The sequence below is a fragment of the Streptomyces sp. NPDC002386 genome (assembly GCF_053593175.1).
The window spans coordinates 325,417-339,970 of record NZ_JBSFBX010000001.1 but is presented as its reverse complement, the minus strand read 5'-3'; the positions used below and the strand labels follow the sequence as shown (position 1 = coordinate 339,970).

Genomic DNA, 14,554 nt, shown 5'->3' with positions numbered 1-14,554 from the left:
CGATTTGGTTGTGGGGGAGCCTGCGCCGGTAACCTGAATCATTCGCTGGAAGCATCTCGCTTCAACGCCCGTCGTCGTAATGAAGAGAGCACCGTGGCCGCCGACAAGATCGACACCATCGTCAGCCTGAGCAAGCGCCGTGGCTTCGTTTTCCCCTGCAGTGAGATCTACGGCGGACAGCGTGCCGCCTGGGACTACGGACCGCTGGGTGTCGAGCTCAAGGAGAACATCAAGCGTCAGTGGTGGCGCTACATGGTGACGTCGCGCGAGGACGTGGTCGGTATCGACTCGTCCGTCATCCTGGCCTCCGAGGTCTGGGTCGCCTCCGGTCACGTCGCCACGTTCACGGACCCGCTGACCGAGTGCACCTCGTGCCACAAGCGGTTCCGCGCCGACCACCTCGAGGAGGCGTACGAGGAGAAGAAGGGCCACGCCCCGGCGAACGGCCTGGCCGACATCAACTGCCCGAACTGCGGCAACAAGGGCCAGTTCACCGAGCCCAAGCAGTTCTCGGGTCTGCTGTCGACGCACCTCGGCCCGACCCAGGACTCCGGCTCCGTCGCCTACCTGCGCCCCGAGACCGCCCAGGGCATCTTCACCAACTTCGCCCAGGTGCAGACCACCTCGCGCCGCAAGCCGCCGTTCGGCATCGCGCAGATGGGCAAGTCCTTCCGCAACGAGATCACGCCCGGCAACTTCATCTTCCGGACCCGCGAGTTCGAGCAGATGGAGATGGAGTTCTTCGTCAAGCCGGGCGAGGACGAGAAGTGGCAGGAGTACTGGATGGAGCAGCGCTGGAACTGGTACACCGGTCTCGGCCTGCGCACCGAGAACATGCGGTGGTACGAGCACCCGAAGGAGAAGCTCTCCCACTACTCCAAGCGCACCGCCGACATCGAGTACCGCTTCCAGTTCGGCGGCAGCGAGTGGGGCGAGCTCGAGGGTGTCGCCAACCGCACCGACTACGACCTCGGCGCGCACTCCAAGGCCTCCGGCCAGGACCTCTCCTACTTCGACCAGGAGGCCCAGGAGCGCTGGACGCCGTACGTCATCGAGCCCGCGGCCGGTGTCGGCCGCACCATGCTGGCCTTCCTGCTCGACGCGTACGTCGAGGACGAGGCGCCCAACGCCAAGGGCAAGATGGAGAAGCGCACGGTGCTCCGCCTGGACCACCGCCTCGCGCCGGTGAAGGTCGCCGTGCTCCCGCTGTCCCGTAACCCGGAGCTGTCGCCGAAGGCCAAGGGTCTCGCCCAGGCGCTGCGTCAGAACTGGAACATCGAGTTCGACGACGCGGGCGCCATCGGCCGCCGCTACCGCCGCCAGGACGAGATTGGCACGCCGTTCTGCGTGACGGTCGACTTCGACACGCTCGAGGACAACGCGGTGACCGTGCGCGAGCGCGACACCATGAAGCAGGAGCGCGTCTCCCTGGACCAGATCGAGGGTTACCTGGCCCAGCGCCTCCTGGGCTGCTGAGGCCCGCGCGGCTCACACCTCACGCCCACTCCCCGGCCGGTCCGCCCGGCGGGGGAGTGGGCGTCGCGCTGTCCGCGGCGGCCCGGGGCTCAACGCCCTTGCAGTGACTTCACGTTGTCGCCGAAGGTCCAGTTCTTCGAGCCGTCCCAGTTGACCGACCAGGTCATCAGGCCCTTGAGCGAGGTGCCGTAGTGGCGCCAGGCCTGTGAGACGAGGGACGGGGCCAGGTAGCCGCCGCCCGCGCCCGGCTGGGCGGGCAGCCCCGGGACCTGCTTGTCGTAGGGCACCCTGATCGTCGTGCCCTGCACCACCAGCCCCTTGTTCAGGCAGTCGGTCTGCGCGGTGAAGCCCGCGACCGTGCCCGCCGCGTAGGAGTCGCCGGAACAGCCGTACATGCTGCCGTTGTAGTACTGCGTGTTCAGCCACCACAGCCGGCCGTTGTCCGCGTACTTCTTGACGACCGGCAGGTAGGCGCCCCAGATCGAGCCGTAGGTGACGCTGCCGCCGGTGACGTACGCGGTCTCCGGGGCCATCGTCAGGCCGAAGCCCGACGGCATGCGGGCGAGCACCCCGTCGATGATGCGGATCAGGTTGGCCTGGGACGTGGAGAGCCGGCCGATGTCCCCGCTGCCCACCAGGCCGGTCTCGATGTCGATGTCGATGCCGTCGAAGTTGTACTTCCGCAGGATCGGCACGATCGTCGCGACGAAGCGGTCGGCGACCGCGCTGGAGGACAGGTCGATGCCGGCGGCCGCGCCCCCGATGGAGAGCAGGATCGTCTGCCCGGAGGCCTTGGCGGCGCACATCTCGGCGGGCGTGGCCACCTTCACGCCGCTGTCCATGCCGTCCTCCCACAGCGCCGTGCCGTCCGAGCGGATGACCGGGAAGGCCGCGTTGAGGACGTTGTAGCCGTGCGCGGCCATGCGGGAGTCGGTGATCGGCGTCCAGCCGAAGGGCGGGTGGACGCCGTTGGCCGAGCCGTCCCAGTTCTCCCAGTAGCCCTGGAGCACCTTGCCGGCGGGCCGCGACTTCACCGCGCAGGTGTCGGCGGCGGAGGCGGCGGGGGCGGTCGCGACGGCGAGCGGTGCGAGGACGGCCGTGGTGAGCGCGGCGGTGAGCAGTCTCAGCGTGCGGCGGAGCATGCGGATCCTCCCGGTGGGGGCGCGGTGAGGTGTCGTAGGCATGACAGTGCTCTGGTCCAGACCTTCCGTCAATAGGTCTGGACCAATTCAGGTCCGGGCGCGTCGATGGCGAGGCGGTCGACCGAGCCGACTGACAAGTATGGACTGACAGATATTGAAATCTGTCAGTCGTCATGGCAGGGTGGAGGCATGACGATGCGAACCCGAAACCTCGGAAACACCGGCCCCCAGGTCTCCGCCCTCGGCCTCGGCTGCATGGGCATGTCCGCGCTGTACGGCGACACCGACCGGGCCGAATCCCTCGCGACCGTCCACGCGGCCCTGGACGCGGGCGTGACCCTGCTGGACACCGGCGACTTCTACGCCATGGGCCACAACGAGCTGCTGCTCGGTGAGGCCCTGCGCACCGCCCCGGCGGCCGCCCGCGACAAGGCCCTGGTCAGCGTGAAGTTCGGCGCCCTGCGCGACCCGGACGGAAACTGGACCGGCGTCGACGGCCGGCCCGCCGCCGTGCGGAACTTCGCCGCCTACTCCCTGCAGCGCCTCGGCGTCGACCACATCGACGTCTACCGGCTCGCCCGCCTCGACCCGGACGTCCCGATCGAGGAGACCGTCGGCGCCATCGCCGAGCTGATCGAGAAGGGGTACGTCCGGCACGTCGGCCTGAGCGAGGTCGGCGCCGAGACCATCCGCCGGGCCGCCGCCACCGCGCCCGTGGCCGACCTCCAGATCGAGTACTCGCTGATCTCACGGGGAATCGAGCGGGACATCCTGCCCACCACCCGTGAACTCGGCATCGGCATCACCGCCTACGGTGTGCTCTCCCGCGGCCTGATCTCCGGGCACTACACCCGCGACCGCCGGCTGCCCGCGGGAGACTTCCGCTCCTTCTCGCCCCGCTTCCAGGGCGACAACCTCCAGCACAACCTGAACCTGGTCGAGGCGCTGCGCAAGACCGCCGAACAGAAGGGCGTCACGGTCGCGCAGATCGCCATCGCCTGGGTGCTCTCGCGCGGCGAGGACATCGTGCCGCTCGTCGGCGCCCGCACCCGCGAGCGGCTCACCGAGTCCCTGGGCGCGCTGGACGTGACCCTGGACGAGACCGACCTCGCAGCGATCGAGGAGGCCGTCCCGGCGGACGCGGCGGCGGGCGACCGCTACCCGAGCGCACAGATGGCACTCCTCGACAGCGAACGCTGATCCCTCCCCCCGGTACGGTCTAAGGCATGGCACCGACCACCGAGACCCTGACCGCCGAGCGCATCCTCGAAGCGACCGAGGAGGTCCTGCGCCGCCACGGCCCCGCCAAGGCCACCGTGGTCGACGTGGCCCGCGCGCTCGGCGTCAGCCACGGCAGCGTCTACCGGCACTTCCGTACCAAGGCGGCGCTGCGCGAGGCGGTGACCAAGCGGTGGCTGGACCGCACCTCGGAGCGGCTGGCCGTCATCGCCGCCGGGACCGGCGCCCCCGAGGGCCGGCTGCGGGACTGGCTGGCGGCCCTGTTCGAGGCCAAGCGGCACAAGGCCGGCGACGACCCGGAACTGTTCGCCACCTACACCGTCCTCACCGGCGAGAACGGCACGGTGGTCGGCGACCACCTCGCCGACCTGACCGGCCAGCTCACCCGCGTCATCGAGGCGGGCATGACCTCGGGCGCCTTCGCCCCCGCCGACCCCACCACCACGGCCCGCGCCGTCTTCCAGGCCACCGGCCGCTTCCACGACCCGTGTTACGCCGGGGAGTGGCAGGAGCCCGGCATCGAGGAGGAGTTCACGGCGGTCGTGGAGCTGCTGATACGAGGGCTGCGGGCGGTCGACGGCCGGGACTGAGTGCCGGCGGTGCGCCCGGCGAGGGCACCGGATCATCACACCCCGAGGTCGTCGATGTCAGGGTCGTGGTCGCCGTAGCCGTCGATGTGGTGGACGTCGGAGCGATCGAAGTCGGCGTTCTCTATGGGGTCGGCCTTGCCCGACTCGAGGTGTGCGGCAGGATCGGGATGCGGAGACTCCCGTAGACCGATGGTCCCTCGATCGACATCTGCGGAATCGCTGAAGGTTTCCTCCAGCCACCGATGGATCTGGGCCCCCCGCGGCTCCTCCTCGGGCCAGGGAAGCCCGTCGGCCGCGTCCGGGTAAAGGTGGTGCAGCTCGTCCAGGGCGTAGTCGGCGCTGAGCAGCGTCCTGTCGTCCAAGAGCTGGGAGACGAACCTCCGCGTTCGTCGTCCTCCCCTCGCGCGAACGATCTGTGCCGCGACCACGGCATCCGGAAGGCCGCCGTGGTGCACCGCCTCGCGCGGTGGGTACAGGCTTCTCAGGACCGCCAGAATCGCGTCGACCTCGCGGACCATGCGGTAGTCGATCTCCAGTTCGTGGTCGCCCGTGATGTGCCGGTACCGAAACCGGACTGCCTCGAGGACGTCTTTCGCCGAGTCGCTTTCGCTACGTCCCCCGGAAAGCGCCACGGACGTCAGGACGAGATCCAGCAGGTCCTCGTCGACCCGGGGCAGCCGCCGGTGGACGGCGGATCGCACGTACTGCCGTTCCATGTCGAGGAGCACCATGCGGGAGTCCTCCGCGAGGTGGGCCAGTCGGCGCTCCCGCAGCAGATCGGTCAGAGCGGCGAGTTGGACCTCTGCCGGAGTCCAGCCCTCCGACAGCACTGCGAGCCGGTCGGGGGCGTTGCCCGGTTCGCGCCCGGTATTCAGCGCGTCCAGACGGTGGGCCAAGGCTTCTCGGGACGCCACGTACAGATCCCGCGTATCCCCCCTTTCCTCGAAAGGGGGGACGGCCATGGGGTGACTCCAGTCCCCAGGGTCGGCCGATCGCTGGAGCAGCAGGACGCGGACCCGGTCTCCGTGCCTGCCCGCCGCGTCGAGCAGTACCCCGACTTCAGCCTCCTCACGGGTCTCCACGCGATCCACGACGAGGAGCAGCTTGTTCTGCGCCGCCGCGAAGATGCGCTCCCATTCCGTCGCATCGGGCAGCTCCCGCCTGAGGAACCCCGCCACCCATACCTCCGGATCGAGTGTCAGGGTCCGGATCAACTCCACGGCGGTACGGGTCTTGCCGACCCCCACGGGCCCGGTCAGAAGCCGCACTCCTGGGGCAGCGGTGCCCCGGCACCACTCCGCCAGCTCGTCGACCAGTTCCCGGGTGCCCTGGAACGGCGTCGCCTCCACCTCGGGATCGAGGAGCTGGGCCGGTGTGCGGGGCCTGGACGGGGGTGCGGTGAACAGATGGCGCATGTCCGCCGGCTCCACGGCTGGAGGCACCGCGGCGTCCTTTTTGATCCAGGCGCGCAGACAGGGGTGGAGCAGCATACGGGCGGCGGGCATGACCTTGAAGCCGGTGCGGTCGAAGGTCTGCACACACCCGACGAAGAACCCGGAGACGAAGACGGCCGCCCCGGACAGGCCCCGCCAGTCGTCGCCGCTGTGTGCCGCCGGCCGGGCGGGCAGAGCGAGGCTGAACCACTGGGTCCAGTGCCCGGTCGCCGGGTCGATCGTCCCCCGCACACCGCATGGGTCGAGATAGCCCTGGTGACGCTGCAGCTCGGGAAAGCCGACGGCGACACCCTCCTGCGGGTCACTCGTGACGAAGCGCCCCCAGCGGACCGGTGCCTGTTTCCGGGCATCGTCCGTCCCCGCGTCGACGCAGAGAAGGGCGAGGTCGAGCGACTTGGCCGCTTCTCGGGCGAGGGGCTCGTGCTCACACTCGCTCTCCGGCAGGAGCGGGTCGCCCTCCCGGCATCCGTACCGGCTGTGCCACAGGACCGTCGCCTTCCACCGCTGCCGTGGCGAGAGCATGAAGGCCACTCGCACCTCGCCGCCCGAGGAAGGGTCCGGGATCCCGTGCCCCGCCGTGAGCACCAGATGCGGGGTGATCCGGTACCCGGATGAGATGCCGGCGGCCGATTCGACGGCGGCGACGCGCCTCCAGTCGGTCACGACGCACCCCCGTCCGCACCGGAGTTGGCGGGCGGCGGAACCGCCAGGCCACGGCCCGGTCGCGGGGAATGGATCAGGTTGCCCTCCGCGACCTGCAGCACGACCTTCAGCCTGTGCGTGCTGCCGGAGGACCGCTCACCACCCGCGTCGGCCCTCACCACCCAGGCCTGTACGCCGGTTCCGCCCCTCGCTGACCGCCTCAGTTCCAGGGTGAACTCGAGCTCCACCTGTTCGACCCGGAACCGCAGGCCTTCCCCCGCACCGGCCCCCGCGGCCGTCTGCAGACCCGCACGGACCGCCTCGATGGCCTCACCCAGTTCGGTTGCCCTGTCGTCCCCGCTCATGCGCCCCCCTTCGCAGGAGGGCAACTGTTCCCCGGACGGGACGAGGGGTGGAAGGCGCGCGTGTGTGGGGACGAAGTGCGCGGGGCGTGTCGGGGGGCGTGCGAGTGCCAGGGGGTCATCAGGCGGGTGACCCGCCACAGGCACCGGCCGTCAGCGTGACGGCTGTCGGGTCCCCGTCGGGTCCACCGTCGCCTGGTGGGCCTCGGCCAGATGCTCCTCCGCCTTCAGCCAGGGCAGGAACTGGGCGCTCCGGGACCAGCCGCAGGTGTCGCATCCGATCGTGCGCTGCACACCGGTGCGCCGCACCCGGACCACGTGCTCCCGGCCGTGCTGGTCCCACCGGCTGACCTTGCTCGTGCTGTTGTCCCGCGGCATGACGCCTCCCCGCGTCCGGCACGTCCGACCGCAAGGAGTGTGCAGCAAGTCCAACATCAACGGGGATTCCCCGGCGGCGAGTTGCCCCGGCCGTGCCCGGCTCAGCCGACCCGGCGGGGCAGCCGCAGGCTCAGCAGGCCGGTCAGGACGATGCCCGCCACCTGCACCAGCAGCGTGATGACCAGCGCGTCCCGCATGCCCAGGTGCGGAACCAGGGTCAGGAACAGGGTGCCGAGCGTGGCCACGCCGAGCGCGAACGCCGACTGCTGGGTGGTGACCATCACACCGCTGCCCACCCCGGCCCGGGTCGGTGGCACCTCGGACATCACGATCCGCAGCACGTTGGGCAGTTGGAGCGCCTGCCCGGCACCGGCGACCGCCGCGCCCGGCAGCAGCGTGCCGAAGCCCAGGTGCGGCCAGTCCCGCCAGGCGGCGAGAGTGATCAGCAGCACGCCCACGCCCTGCAGGACGGAGCCGGCGGTGACCACCCGGGTGCCGTACCGGGCGATCAGGCGCGGACCGGCGAGCGAGACGAACAGGAACGCCACGGCCATCGGCGCGAGCGCGAGCCCCGCCGGTACCGGACCGAGCCCGGCCCCCCGCTGCAGCGCCAGCGCGATGACGAACATGAACCCGCTGAAGCCGATCGAGAACGGCAGCATCAGGGCCAGCCCCCGCCGTAGCGACGCCAGCGCGAACAGGCTCGGCGGCACCAGCGGGGTCCGCCCCCGCCGGTCCGCCCGCCGCTCCACCGCGTAGAACGCGGCCGCGGCGAACGGGAACGCGGCCAGCGACACCCAGGTCCACAGCGGCCACCCCGCCGCACGTCCCTCGGTGAGCGGGGCGAGCAGGGTCAGCAGGGAGACGGCGAGCAGGACGGTGCCGGGTACGTCGACGGGCTCGGGGCGCTGCGAGCGGGTCTCCGGCATGTGCCGTACGGCCAGCACCAGCCCCAGCAGGACGACCGGGACGTTCACGAGGAAGATCGCCCGCCAGCCGCTCCCCGCGATGTCCGCAGCGACCAGCAGGCCCCCCAGGATCTGGCCCGCCACCATGGACAGCCCGGCCGTGGCGCCGTACAGGCTCATCGCCTTGGCCCGGCGGGTGCCGCTGGTGGCGGCCTGGATGGTGGCGAGCACCTGCGGCAGCATCGCGGCGGCCGCGGCGCCCTGCGCGACCCGCGCCGCGACGAGGCTCCAGGCGCCCGGGGCGAGCCCGCAGGCCAGCGAGGTCACCCCGAAGGCCGCCATTCCGACGAGGAACAGCCTGCGCCGCCCGAACAGGTCGCCGAGCCGCCCGCCGAGCACGAGCAGCACGGCGTAGGCGACCCCGTACCCGGCCACGACCAGCTCCAGCACGGCCTCGCCCGCGGCGAGATCGGCGCCGATGGTCGGCAGCGCGACATTCACGATGAAGAAGTCGACCAGCGGCAGCGCCGCGGCCAGCAGAACGGTGAACAGCCCCGGCCCGCTCAGCGCGGGCGGCGCGGCCGCCCGGGTGCGGACGGTGGGAGTGGTGACGGTCTCTGTCATGGCACCGAGCCTGCGCCCCCGCTCAGACTGGTACCAGAGTGTTCTGATCCTGGTAGAGGAAGTACCTGGCAACAGGATCCACGGGACGGCACCCTGGAAGCATGACGACGACTGCACCGGTGACCGCCACCCCGCGGCCCCCGCGCGGCGCGGAGATCCGGCGGCACGAACTGGCCGCCTTCCTGCGCAGCCGCCGCGAGCGCATCGCACCCGAGCAGGTCGGGCTGCCCCGCGGCACCCGGCGCCGTACGCCCGGTCTGCGCCGGGAGGAGGTCGCCCAGCTCTCCGCGGTCGGCATCACCTGGTACACCTGGCTCGAACAGGCCCGTGACATCCAGGTGTCGGTCCAGGTCCTGGACGCCCTGGCCCGCACCCTGCTGCTGGACGCCAGCGAGCGCGCCCACCTCTTCCAGCTCGCGGCGGCCGCCGACCCGACACCGGCCGCGAGCTGCCCGAGCGTCACCCCGGCCCTGCGCGAGACGCTGCGCGCGCTGGAGCCGTTCCCGGCCTGCGTCCAGAACAGCCGGTACGACATCCTGGCCTACAACCGCACCTACGCCCGTCTCATGGGCGACCTGGACGCGGTCCCGCCGGAGGACCGCAACTGCATGCTCCTCGTGTACACCAACAGCGACTGGCGGGCGGCCATCGTGCACCTGGAGGAGACCATGCGCCTGATGGCCGCCCGGCTCCGCGCCTCCATGGCCGGACACCTCGGCGAGCCCGCCTGGAAGATGCTGCTCAAGCGCCTGGAGTGCGAGTCGCCGGAGTTCCGCGAGAACTGGCGGCGCTACGAGGTCGTCGGCAACCGCTCCAAGACCAAGGAGTTCCTCAACCCCTACGTCGGCCATCTGACCCTGGAGCACACCGACCTGTGGCTGGGCCCGCAGGCGGGGCCCCGGCTGGTCACCTACACGCCGAAGAACGAGGAGACGCGGGAGCGCCTGGAGAAACTGCACGAACTGGCGGCCGGCCCGCGGTAACCCTGCGGGTCAATACACCTGGCGGCCGGCCGTGACCCCCACGGCGTCCTTCAGGTCCGCCGACTCCAGCTCCTCGGCGGTCCGCTCGGCGGTGTGCCGGGCCCAGCGGCCACTGGTCACCCAGCCCAGCACCAGCACGGCCAGACCGCACCCGGCGAGGATCCACCACCCGGGCCGGGCCGCCGCGACGAACGTGTCCCGGTACGGCGAGGAGCCCACCCCGGCGGCCAGCACGGCGCCGACCACGGCGACGCCCAGCGTCTGCCCGAGCTGCCTGCTGGTGGAGGCGACGGCGGCGGCGACCCCGGCCTGGGCCCTGGGCATCCCCGACACCGCCGTGTTGGTGATCGGCGCGTTCACGAAGCCGAAGCCGATGCCGAACAGCACGTACCCGGCGAACAGCGTGGTGTTCGACGTCTCCGCCTCGAAGGCCGCGAACAGCACACCGCTCACGGTCATCGCGGCGCCCGCCACCAGCAGCGGCAGCCGCGGCCCCCGGCTGCCCACGAGACGGCCGGACAGCGGCGCGCACAGGAACGTCGGCGCGGCCATCGGCAGCATCCACAGGCCCGCGTGCAGGGCGTCGAGGCCGCGCACGTTCTGCAGGTACAGCGTGGACAGGAACAGGAAGCCGCCCAGCGCGGCGAACGCGCTGATCGCGATCACCGTCGCCCCGCTGAACGGGGCCGAGCGGAAGAAGCGCAGGTCGATCAGGGGTTCCTCGCGCCGGGGCTCGTAGCCGAGCAGGCCGAGCAGGGCCACGAGGGCCACCGCGGCGAAGGGGGCCACCGTGCCGGGGCCGGAGTCCGGCGCCTCGATGATCGCGTACGTCAGCGAGCCGAACAGCGCGATCACCAGGACCTGGCCGACCGGGTCGGGCCGGCGGGCCCGGGGCGCGCGGGACTCGGGGACGAAGCGCAGGGTGAGCAGCAGGGCCGCGAGGCCGACCGGGAGGTTGACCCAGAAGATCGAGCGCCAGCCGACCGACTCCACCAGCAGGCCGCCGACCAGCGGGCCGGCCGCCATGGATATGCCGACCACCGCGCCCCACACGCCGATCGCGCGGGCCCGCTCGCGGGAGTCGGTGAAGGTGTTGGTGATGATCGACATGGCGACCGGGTTGAGCATGGAGCCGCCGACCGCCTGGACCATGCGGAAGACGACCAGCAGTTCCAGGTTCGGCGCGAGGGAGCAGAGCAGGGAGCCGATGGAGAAGAGGACCAGGCCCGTCATGAAGACCCGCTTGCGCCCTATCCGGTCGGCCGTGGAGCCCGCGAGCATCAGCAGCGAGGCCAGGACCAGCGTGTAGGCGTCGATCGACCACTGCAGTCCGGAGGTCGTGGCGTGCAGCTCGCGCTGCATGGACGGCAGCGCGACGTTCAGAGCGGTGTTGTCGAGGCTCACGATCAGCAGACTCATGCAGCAGATCGCGAGCACGAGCAGACGTCGGCGGTGGCTGAGCTCGGGCATGGGGCTCATGGTACGTGATTTCGATAGTGCGGTTAACTAATGACCGTTACATGATCTCCGCGGATACGTGACAATGGGGGAATGTCCACGCCCGAGTCCCCCCTGCAGATCGGCCCGCACACCGTCCGGCCGCCGGTCGTCCTGGCCCCCATGGCCGGAATCACCAACGCTCCCTTCCGCACCCTGTGCCGAGAGTTCAGCGGCGGCAAGGGCCTGTTCGTGAGCGAGATGATCACGACCCGGGCGCTGGTCGAGCGCAACGAGAAGACCATGCAGCTGATCCACTTCGACGCGACCGAGAAGCCGCGCTCGATCCAGCTCTACGGCGTGGACCCGGCGACCGTCGGCAAGGCCGTCCGCATGATCGCGGAGGAGGACCTGGCCGACCACATCGACCTGAACTTCGGCTGCCCGGTGCCGAAGGTGACCCGGAAGGGCGGCGGCTCGGCGCTGCCCTACAAGCGGAACCTGCTGCGGGCCATCCTGCGCGAGGCGGTCTCCGGCGCCGGGGACCTCCCCGTCACGATGAAGATGCGCAAGGGCATCGACGACGACCACATCACCTACCTCGACGCCGGCCGCATCGCCGTCGAGGAGGGCGTCACGGCGATCGCGCTGCACGGCCGCACGGCCGCCCAGCACTACGGCGGCACCGCCGACTGGGAGGCCATCGCCCGCCTGAAGGAGCACGTCCCGGAGATCCCGGTGCTCGGCAACGGCGACATCTGGTCCGCCGAGGACGCGCTGCGCATGGTCCGCGAGACCGGCTGCGACGGAGTCGTCGTGGGCCGCGGCTGCCTGGGCCGGCCGTGGCTCTTCGCCGACCTGGTGGCCGCCTTCGAGGGCCGGACGGACGCCCGTGCCGGAGGCACTGATGGATACGGTGCGCGGCCCTCCCTGCGCGAGGTCGCCGACGTCATGGTCCGGCACGCCACCCTGCTCGGCGAGTGGATCGGCGACGAGTCCAAGGGCGTCGTCGACTTCCGCAAGCACGTCGCCTGGTACCTGAAGGGCTTCGCGGTCGGCTCCGAGATGCGCAAGCGGCTCGCGATCACCTCCTCGCTCCAGGAGCTGCGGTCCGGTCTCGACGAGCTGGACCTCGACCAGCCCTGGCCCACCGGCGCCGACGGGCCCCGCGGCCGTACGTCCGGCAACAACCGTGTGGTGCTGCCGGACGGCTGGCTGAAGGACCCGTACGACTGCGCGGGCGTCGGCGAGGAAGCGGAGCTGGACACCTCCGGCGGCTGATCAGCCCTTCTTCGGGTGCGGGACCGAGCCGTACGCCGTCAGGAAGCGGTCGCGGAAGGAGCTCATCCGCCACACCGGGGCGTCGTGGGCGGGGCGCAGCCCCTCGGTCCAGTGCCAGTCGGCGATCCGGTCCAGCACCTTCGGGTCCTTGGCCACGATCGAGACGGGCACGTCACGGCTGGCGTGGTTGCCGCTGACCCGGGCGATCGGCTGGTGGTCGCCGAGGAAGACGAGCACGGTGTCCTTGGTGCCGTGGCGCTCCAGCCACTCGGTCAGCGCCGTCACCGAGTACTGGATCGACTTGCCGTACTGCTCACGCGACTTGGTGGTGTCGGCGATGATGTCGGCCGGCTTGTTGCCCGCCGCCTCCATGTCCTTGAACGCCGAGCCGTCGCCCAGCTCGTCCCAGTCCACCATCTTCGGAACCGGCGCCCAGGGCTGGTGGCTGGAGGTCAGGATCAGCAGGGACATCCGCGACTTCCCGTCGGCCGGGCGCTTGCTGTGCACCCGCTCCTCGTACTGCTGGAGCGCGTACTGGTCGGGCATGGTCGACCAGCTGAACTTCGGGCCCCGGTAGCCGAGCTGGAAGGCGTTGTAGACCTTGTCGAGGCCGTACCACTTCTGCTCCGGCCAGCCCTTCTGCACGCCCGGCATGACGCCGACGGTGTCGAAGTCGCCGGTCTTCTTGAACGCCTCGGTCAGACTGAGGTGGTCGCTCGCCATGACCGTGCGGTAGCGCTGCTGGTTGCTGACCCACAGGCCCGACATGGTGGTGGAGTGGCCGAGCCAGCTGCTGCCGCCGTAGGTCGCCGAGGTCAGCCAGCCGCTCCTGGCGTGGAACCCGGCCTTGGCGAGGGCCTTGGTACGGGCGTCCAGGGTGGTGTCGACGCCCGGGGCGATGACCGGGTCCTCGATGGCGCTGCGGCCGTAGCTCTCGATGAACGTGAAGACCATGTCCTTGCCGCGCAGGCCGGGGACGAGCTGACTGCCCGGGGTGCCGCCGAACCGGTCCTCGCCGGCCACCTTCCGGAACTGCGCCTCGTCCTTGAGGGTGTCCGACACCCGGCGGGACTCGGTCTTCAGCGCGGTGGTGGTGCGGTCGGAGGCGACCGGCACCCCGGATATCTGCAGGCCGAGGGCGGAGCAGGTGATCCAGACGACGCCCGCGACCATGGTGCCGCGGGTCGCGGTTGCGCTGTGCCGGGCCAGCAGGTTGCCCAGCCGGACGGTGGCCAGGGCCAGCAGGACGGCCAGCAGCAGCACGAGGGCGACGACGCCGGCGGTGGCGGCGAGAGTGGCCGTGCGGCCGAGCGAGTCCTCCAGGTACGACTGGGCGTCGCCGAGCAGGCTCCAGTCCAGGACGGGGTTGAAGGGGCGGCCCAGGTACTGGTTGAACCCCATGTCGAGCAGGTTCAGCACGGTCATGGCGGCCAGCGCGACGCCGGACACCGCGGCCAGCACCACCCGCGGGCGCCGCGGCAGTGCGAGCAGCACCGCGGCCCCGATGACCGCCTCGCCGGGTATGCGGATGAACTTGGCGGGCCCGAGACCGACCACGGTGTTCGGCAGCACCAGCGCGGCGACGACCAGGGCGGCGGCCAGCACGGTGACGGTGACGGACAGCCCCCGGGCGGCCCCCGGATGCGCCTGCCGCCAGCGCCCGGCACGGGCGGACCAGGCGGCCCGGACCCGGCGGACGGGGTTCGCCGCTCCGGCGACGGAGGGCTCGTCGTCGGCCAGGGCCCGCTCGGTCTGCTCGGCTCGGCCGATCTGCTCGCGCTGCTCGGCGTGGCCGTCCTGCTCGCTCTGTTCCGTCTGCTCGGTCTGCTCGGTCGGGTGGGCCCGCTCGCTCTGCCGGGCCCCCACGGTCCGCTGGGCACGCTCGGTCTGTTCGGCCCGCTCGGGCCCCTCCCGTTGTTCCTGTTCGTCGAGGACGGCCTCGTTTCCTCCGGCCGTGTCCGGTGTGTGGCGCGTACTCGTGTGCTGAGGCAACCCGGAGGTCCTTCCCTGCGAGACCCGTGACGGAGGCGGCGGGCCA

The 14,554-nt window shown here is 71.2% G+C and carries 12 protein-coding genes; 5 read left to right on the top strand and 7 right to left on the bottom strand.

The annotated features are described in order from the left end of the window. Nucleotides 1–93 precede the first annotated feature (93 nt). Nucleotides 94–1,476 carry a glycine--tRNA ligase gene (locus tag ACWCPN_RS01535; protein WP_199210452.1) on the top strand — a complete coding sequence of 461 codons (1,383 nt, stop codon included), beginning with the start codon at nucleotides 94–96 and terminating at the stop codon, nucleotides 1,474–1,476. A gap of 89 nt (nucleotides 1,477–1,565) precedes the next feature. Here the strand turns inward: ACWCPN_RS01535 and ACWCPN_RS01530 are convergent, their stop codons facing one another. Then, complete coding sequence (locus ACWCPN_RS01530) at nucleotides 1,566–2,618, bottom strand: chitinase (protein WP_451201719.1); 1,053 nt, start codon at nucleotides 2,616–2,618, stop codon at nucleotides 1,566–1,568. A gap of 189 nt (nucleotides 2,619–2,807) precedes the next feature. Here ACWCPN_RS01530 and ACWCPN_RS01525 point away from each other — a divergent pair, with 189 nt between their 5' ends. Both ACWCPN_RS01525 and ACWCPN_RS01520 read left to right on the top strand, forming a co-directional pair. Further along, a complete protein-coding gene (locus tag ACWCPN_RS01525) occupies nucleotides 2,808–3,818 on the top strand; it encodes an aldo/keto reductase (RefSeq protein WP_365123551.1) in 1,011 nt (336 codons plus the stop codon). A gap of 26 nt (nucleotides 3,819–3,844) precedes the next feature. Then, entirely contained in the window at nucleotides 3,845–4,447 is a 603-nt protein-coding gene (locus ACWCPN_RS01520) for a TetR family transcriptional regulator (protein WP_451201717.1), read from the top strand. Nucleotides 4,448–4,482: 35 nt separating this feature from the next. Here ACWCPN_RS01520 and ACWCPN_RS01515 read toward each other — a convergent pair whose 3' ends face one another. From ACWCPN_RS01515 to ACWCPN_RS01500, 4 genes are all read right to left on the bottom strand, one after another. After that, complete coding sequence (locus ACWCPN_RS01515) at nucleotides 4,483–6,564, bottom strand: hypothetical protein (protein ID WP_451201716.1); 2,082 nt, start codon at nucleotides 6,562–6,564, stop codon at nucleotides 4,483–4,485. Next, nucleotides 6,561–6,908 (bottom strand): trypco2 family protein, encoded by a 348-nt coding sequence (locus tag ACWCPN_RS01510; protein ID WP_451201714.1) that lies wholly within the window; start codon nucleotides 6,906–6,908, stop codon nucleotides 6,561–6,563. Before ACWCPN_RS01510 ends, ACWCPN_RS01515 begins: the two co-directional genes overlap by 4 nt. A gap of 150 nt (nucleotides 6,909–7,058) precedes the next feature. After that, nucleotides 7,059–7,283: a hypothetical protein gene (locus ACWCPN_RS01505; RefSeq protein WP_199210449.1), complete on the bottom strand. Its 225-nt coding sequence runs from the start codon at nucleotides 7,281–7,283 to the stop codon at nucleotides 7,059–7,061. A 101-nt stretch (nucleotides 7,284–7,384) separates the two neighbouring features. Then, nucleotides 7,385–8,815 (bottom strand): MFS transporter, encoded by a 1,431-nt coding sequence (locus ACWCPN_RS01500; protein WP_451201713.1) that lies wholly within the window; start codon nucleotides 8,813–8,815, stop codon nucleotides 7,385–7,387. 101 nt (nucleotides 8,816–8,916) lie between these two features. Here ACWCPN_RS01500 and ACWCPN_RS01495 point away from each other — a divergent pair, with 101 nt between their 5' ends. Continuing rightward, nucleotides 8,917–9,798, top strand: a complete 882-nt coding sequence (locus ACWCPN_RS01495) for a helix-turn-helix transcriptional regulator (protein WP_451201711.1) — start codon at nucleotides 8,917–8,919, stop codon at nucleotides 9,796–9,798. A 9-nt stretch (nucleotides 9,799–9,807) separates the two neighbouring features. Here ACWCPN_RS01495 and ACWCPN_RS01490 read toward each other — a convergent pair whose 3' ends face one another. Continuing rightward, nucleotides 9,808–11,268 carry an MFS transporter gene (locus ACWCPN_RS01490; protein ID WP_451201710.1) on the bottom strand — a complete coding sequence of 487 codons (1,461 nt, stop codon included), beginning with the start codon at nucleotides 11,266–11,268 and terminating at the stop codon, nucleotides 9,808–9,810. Nucleotides 11,269–11,349: 81 nt separating this feature from the next. On the opposite strand from ACWCPN_RS01490, the gene dusB reads away from it, so the two are divergent. Next, complete coding sequence (gene dusB / locus ACWCPN_RS01485; protein WP_392291552.1) at nucleotides 11,350–12,516, top strand: tRNA dihydrouridine synthase DusB; 1,167 nt, start codon at nucleotides 11,350–11,352, stop codon at nucleotides 12,514–12,516. On the opposite strand, the gene ACWCPN_RS01480 is transcribed toward dusB, so the two are convergent. Next, complete coding sequence (locus ACWCPN_RS01480) at nucleotides 12,517–14,508, bottom strand: sulfatase-like hydrolase/transferase (protein WP_451201709.1); 1,992 nt, start codon at nucleotides 14,506–14,508, stop codon at nucleotides 12,517–12,519. Nucleotides 14,509–14,554: the final 46 nt, after the last annotated feature.

What these genes read in the sequence shown, in the direction of transcription:
- ACWCPN_RS01530 (WP_451201719.1), bottom strand. Translation starts at nt 2,618, where the DNA reads ATGCTCCGCCGCACGCTGAGACTGCTCACCGCCGCGCTCACCACGGCC.
- ACWCPN_RS01525 (WP_365123551.1), top strand. Translation starts at nt 2,808, where the DNA reads ATGACGATGCGAACCCGAAACCTCGGAAACACCGGCCCCCAGGTCTCC.
- ACWCPN_RS01520 (WP_451201717.1), top strand. Translation starts at nt 3,845, where the DNA reads ATGGCACCGACCACCGAGACCCTGACCGCCGAGCGCATCCTCGAAGCG.
- ACWCPN_RS01510 (WP_451201714.1), bottom strand. Translation starts at nt 6,908, where the DNA reads ATGAGCGGGGACGACAGGGCAACCGAACTGGGTGAGGCCATCGAGGCG.
- ACWCPN_RS01505 (WP_199210449.1), bottom strand. Translation starts at nt 7,283, where the DNA reads ATGCCGCGGGACAACAGCACGAGCAAGGTCAGCCGGTGGGACCAGCAC.
- ACWCPN_RS01500 (WP_451201713.1), bottom strand. Translation starts at nt 8,815, where the DNA reads ATGACAGAGACCGTCACCACTCCCACCGTCCGCACCCGGGCGGCCGCG.
- ACWCPN_RS01495 (WP_451201711.1), top strand. Translation starts at nt 8,917, where the DNA reads ATGACGACGACTGCACCGGTGACCGCCACCCCGCGGCCCCCGCGCGGC.
- ACWCPN_RS01490 (WP_451201710.1), bottom strand. Translation starts at nt 11,268, where the DNA reads ATGCCCGAGCTCAGCCACCGCCGACGTCTGCTCGTGCTCGCGATCTGC.
- dusB (WP_392291552.1), top strand. Translation starts at nt 11,350, where the DNA reads ATGTCCACGCCCGAGTCCCCCCTGCAGATCGGCCCGCACACCGTCCGG.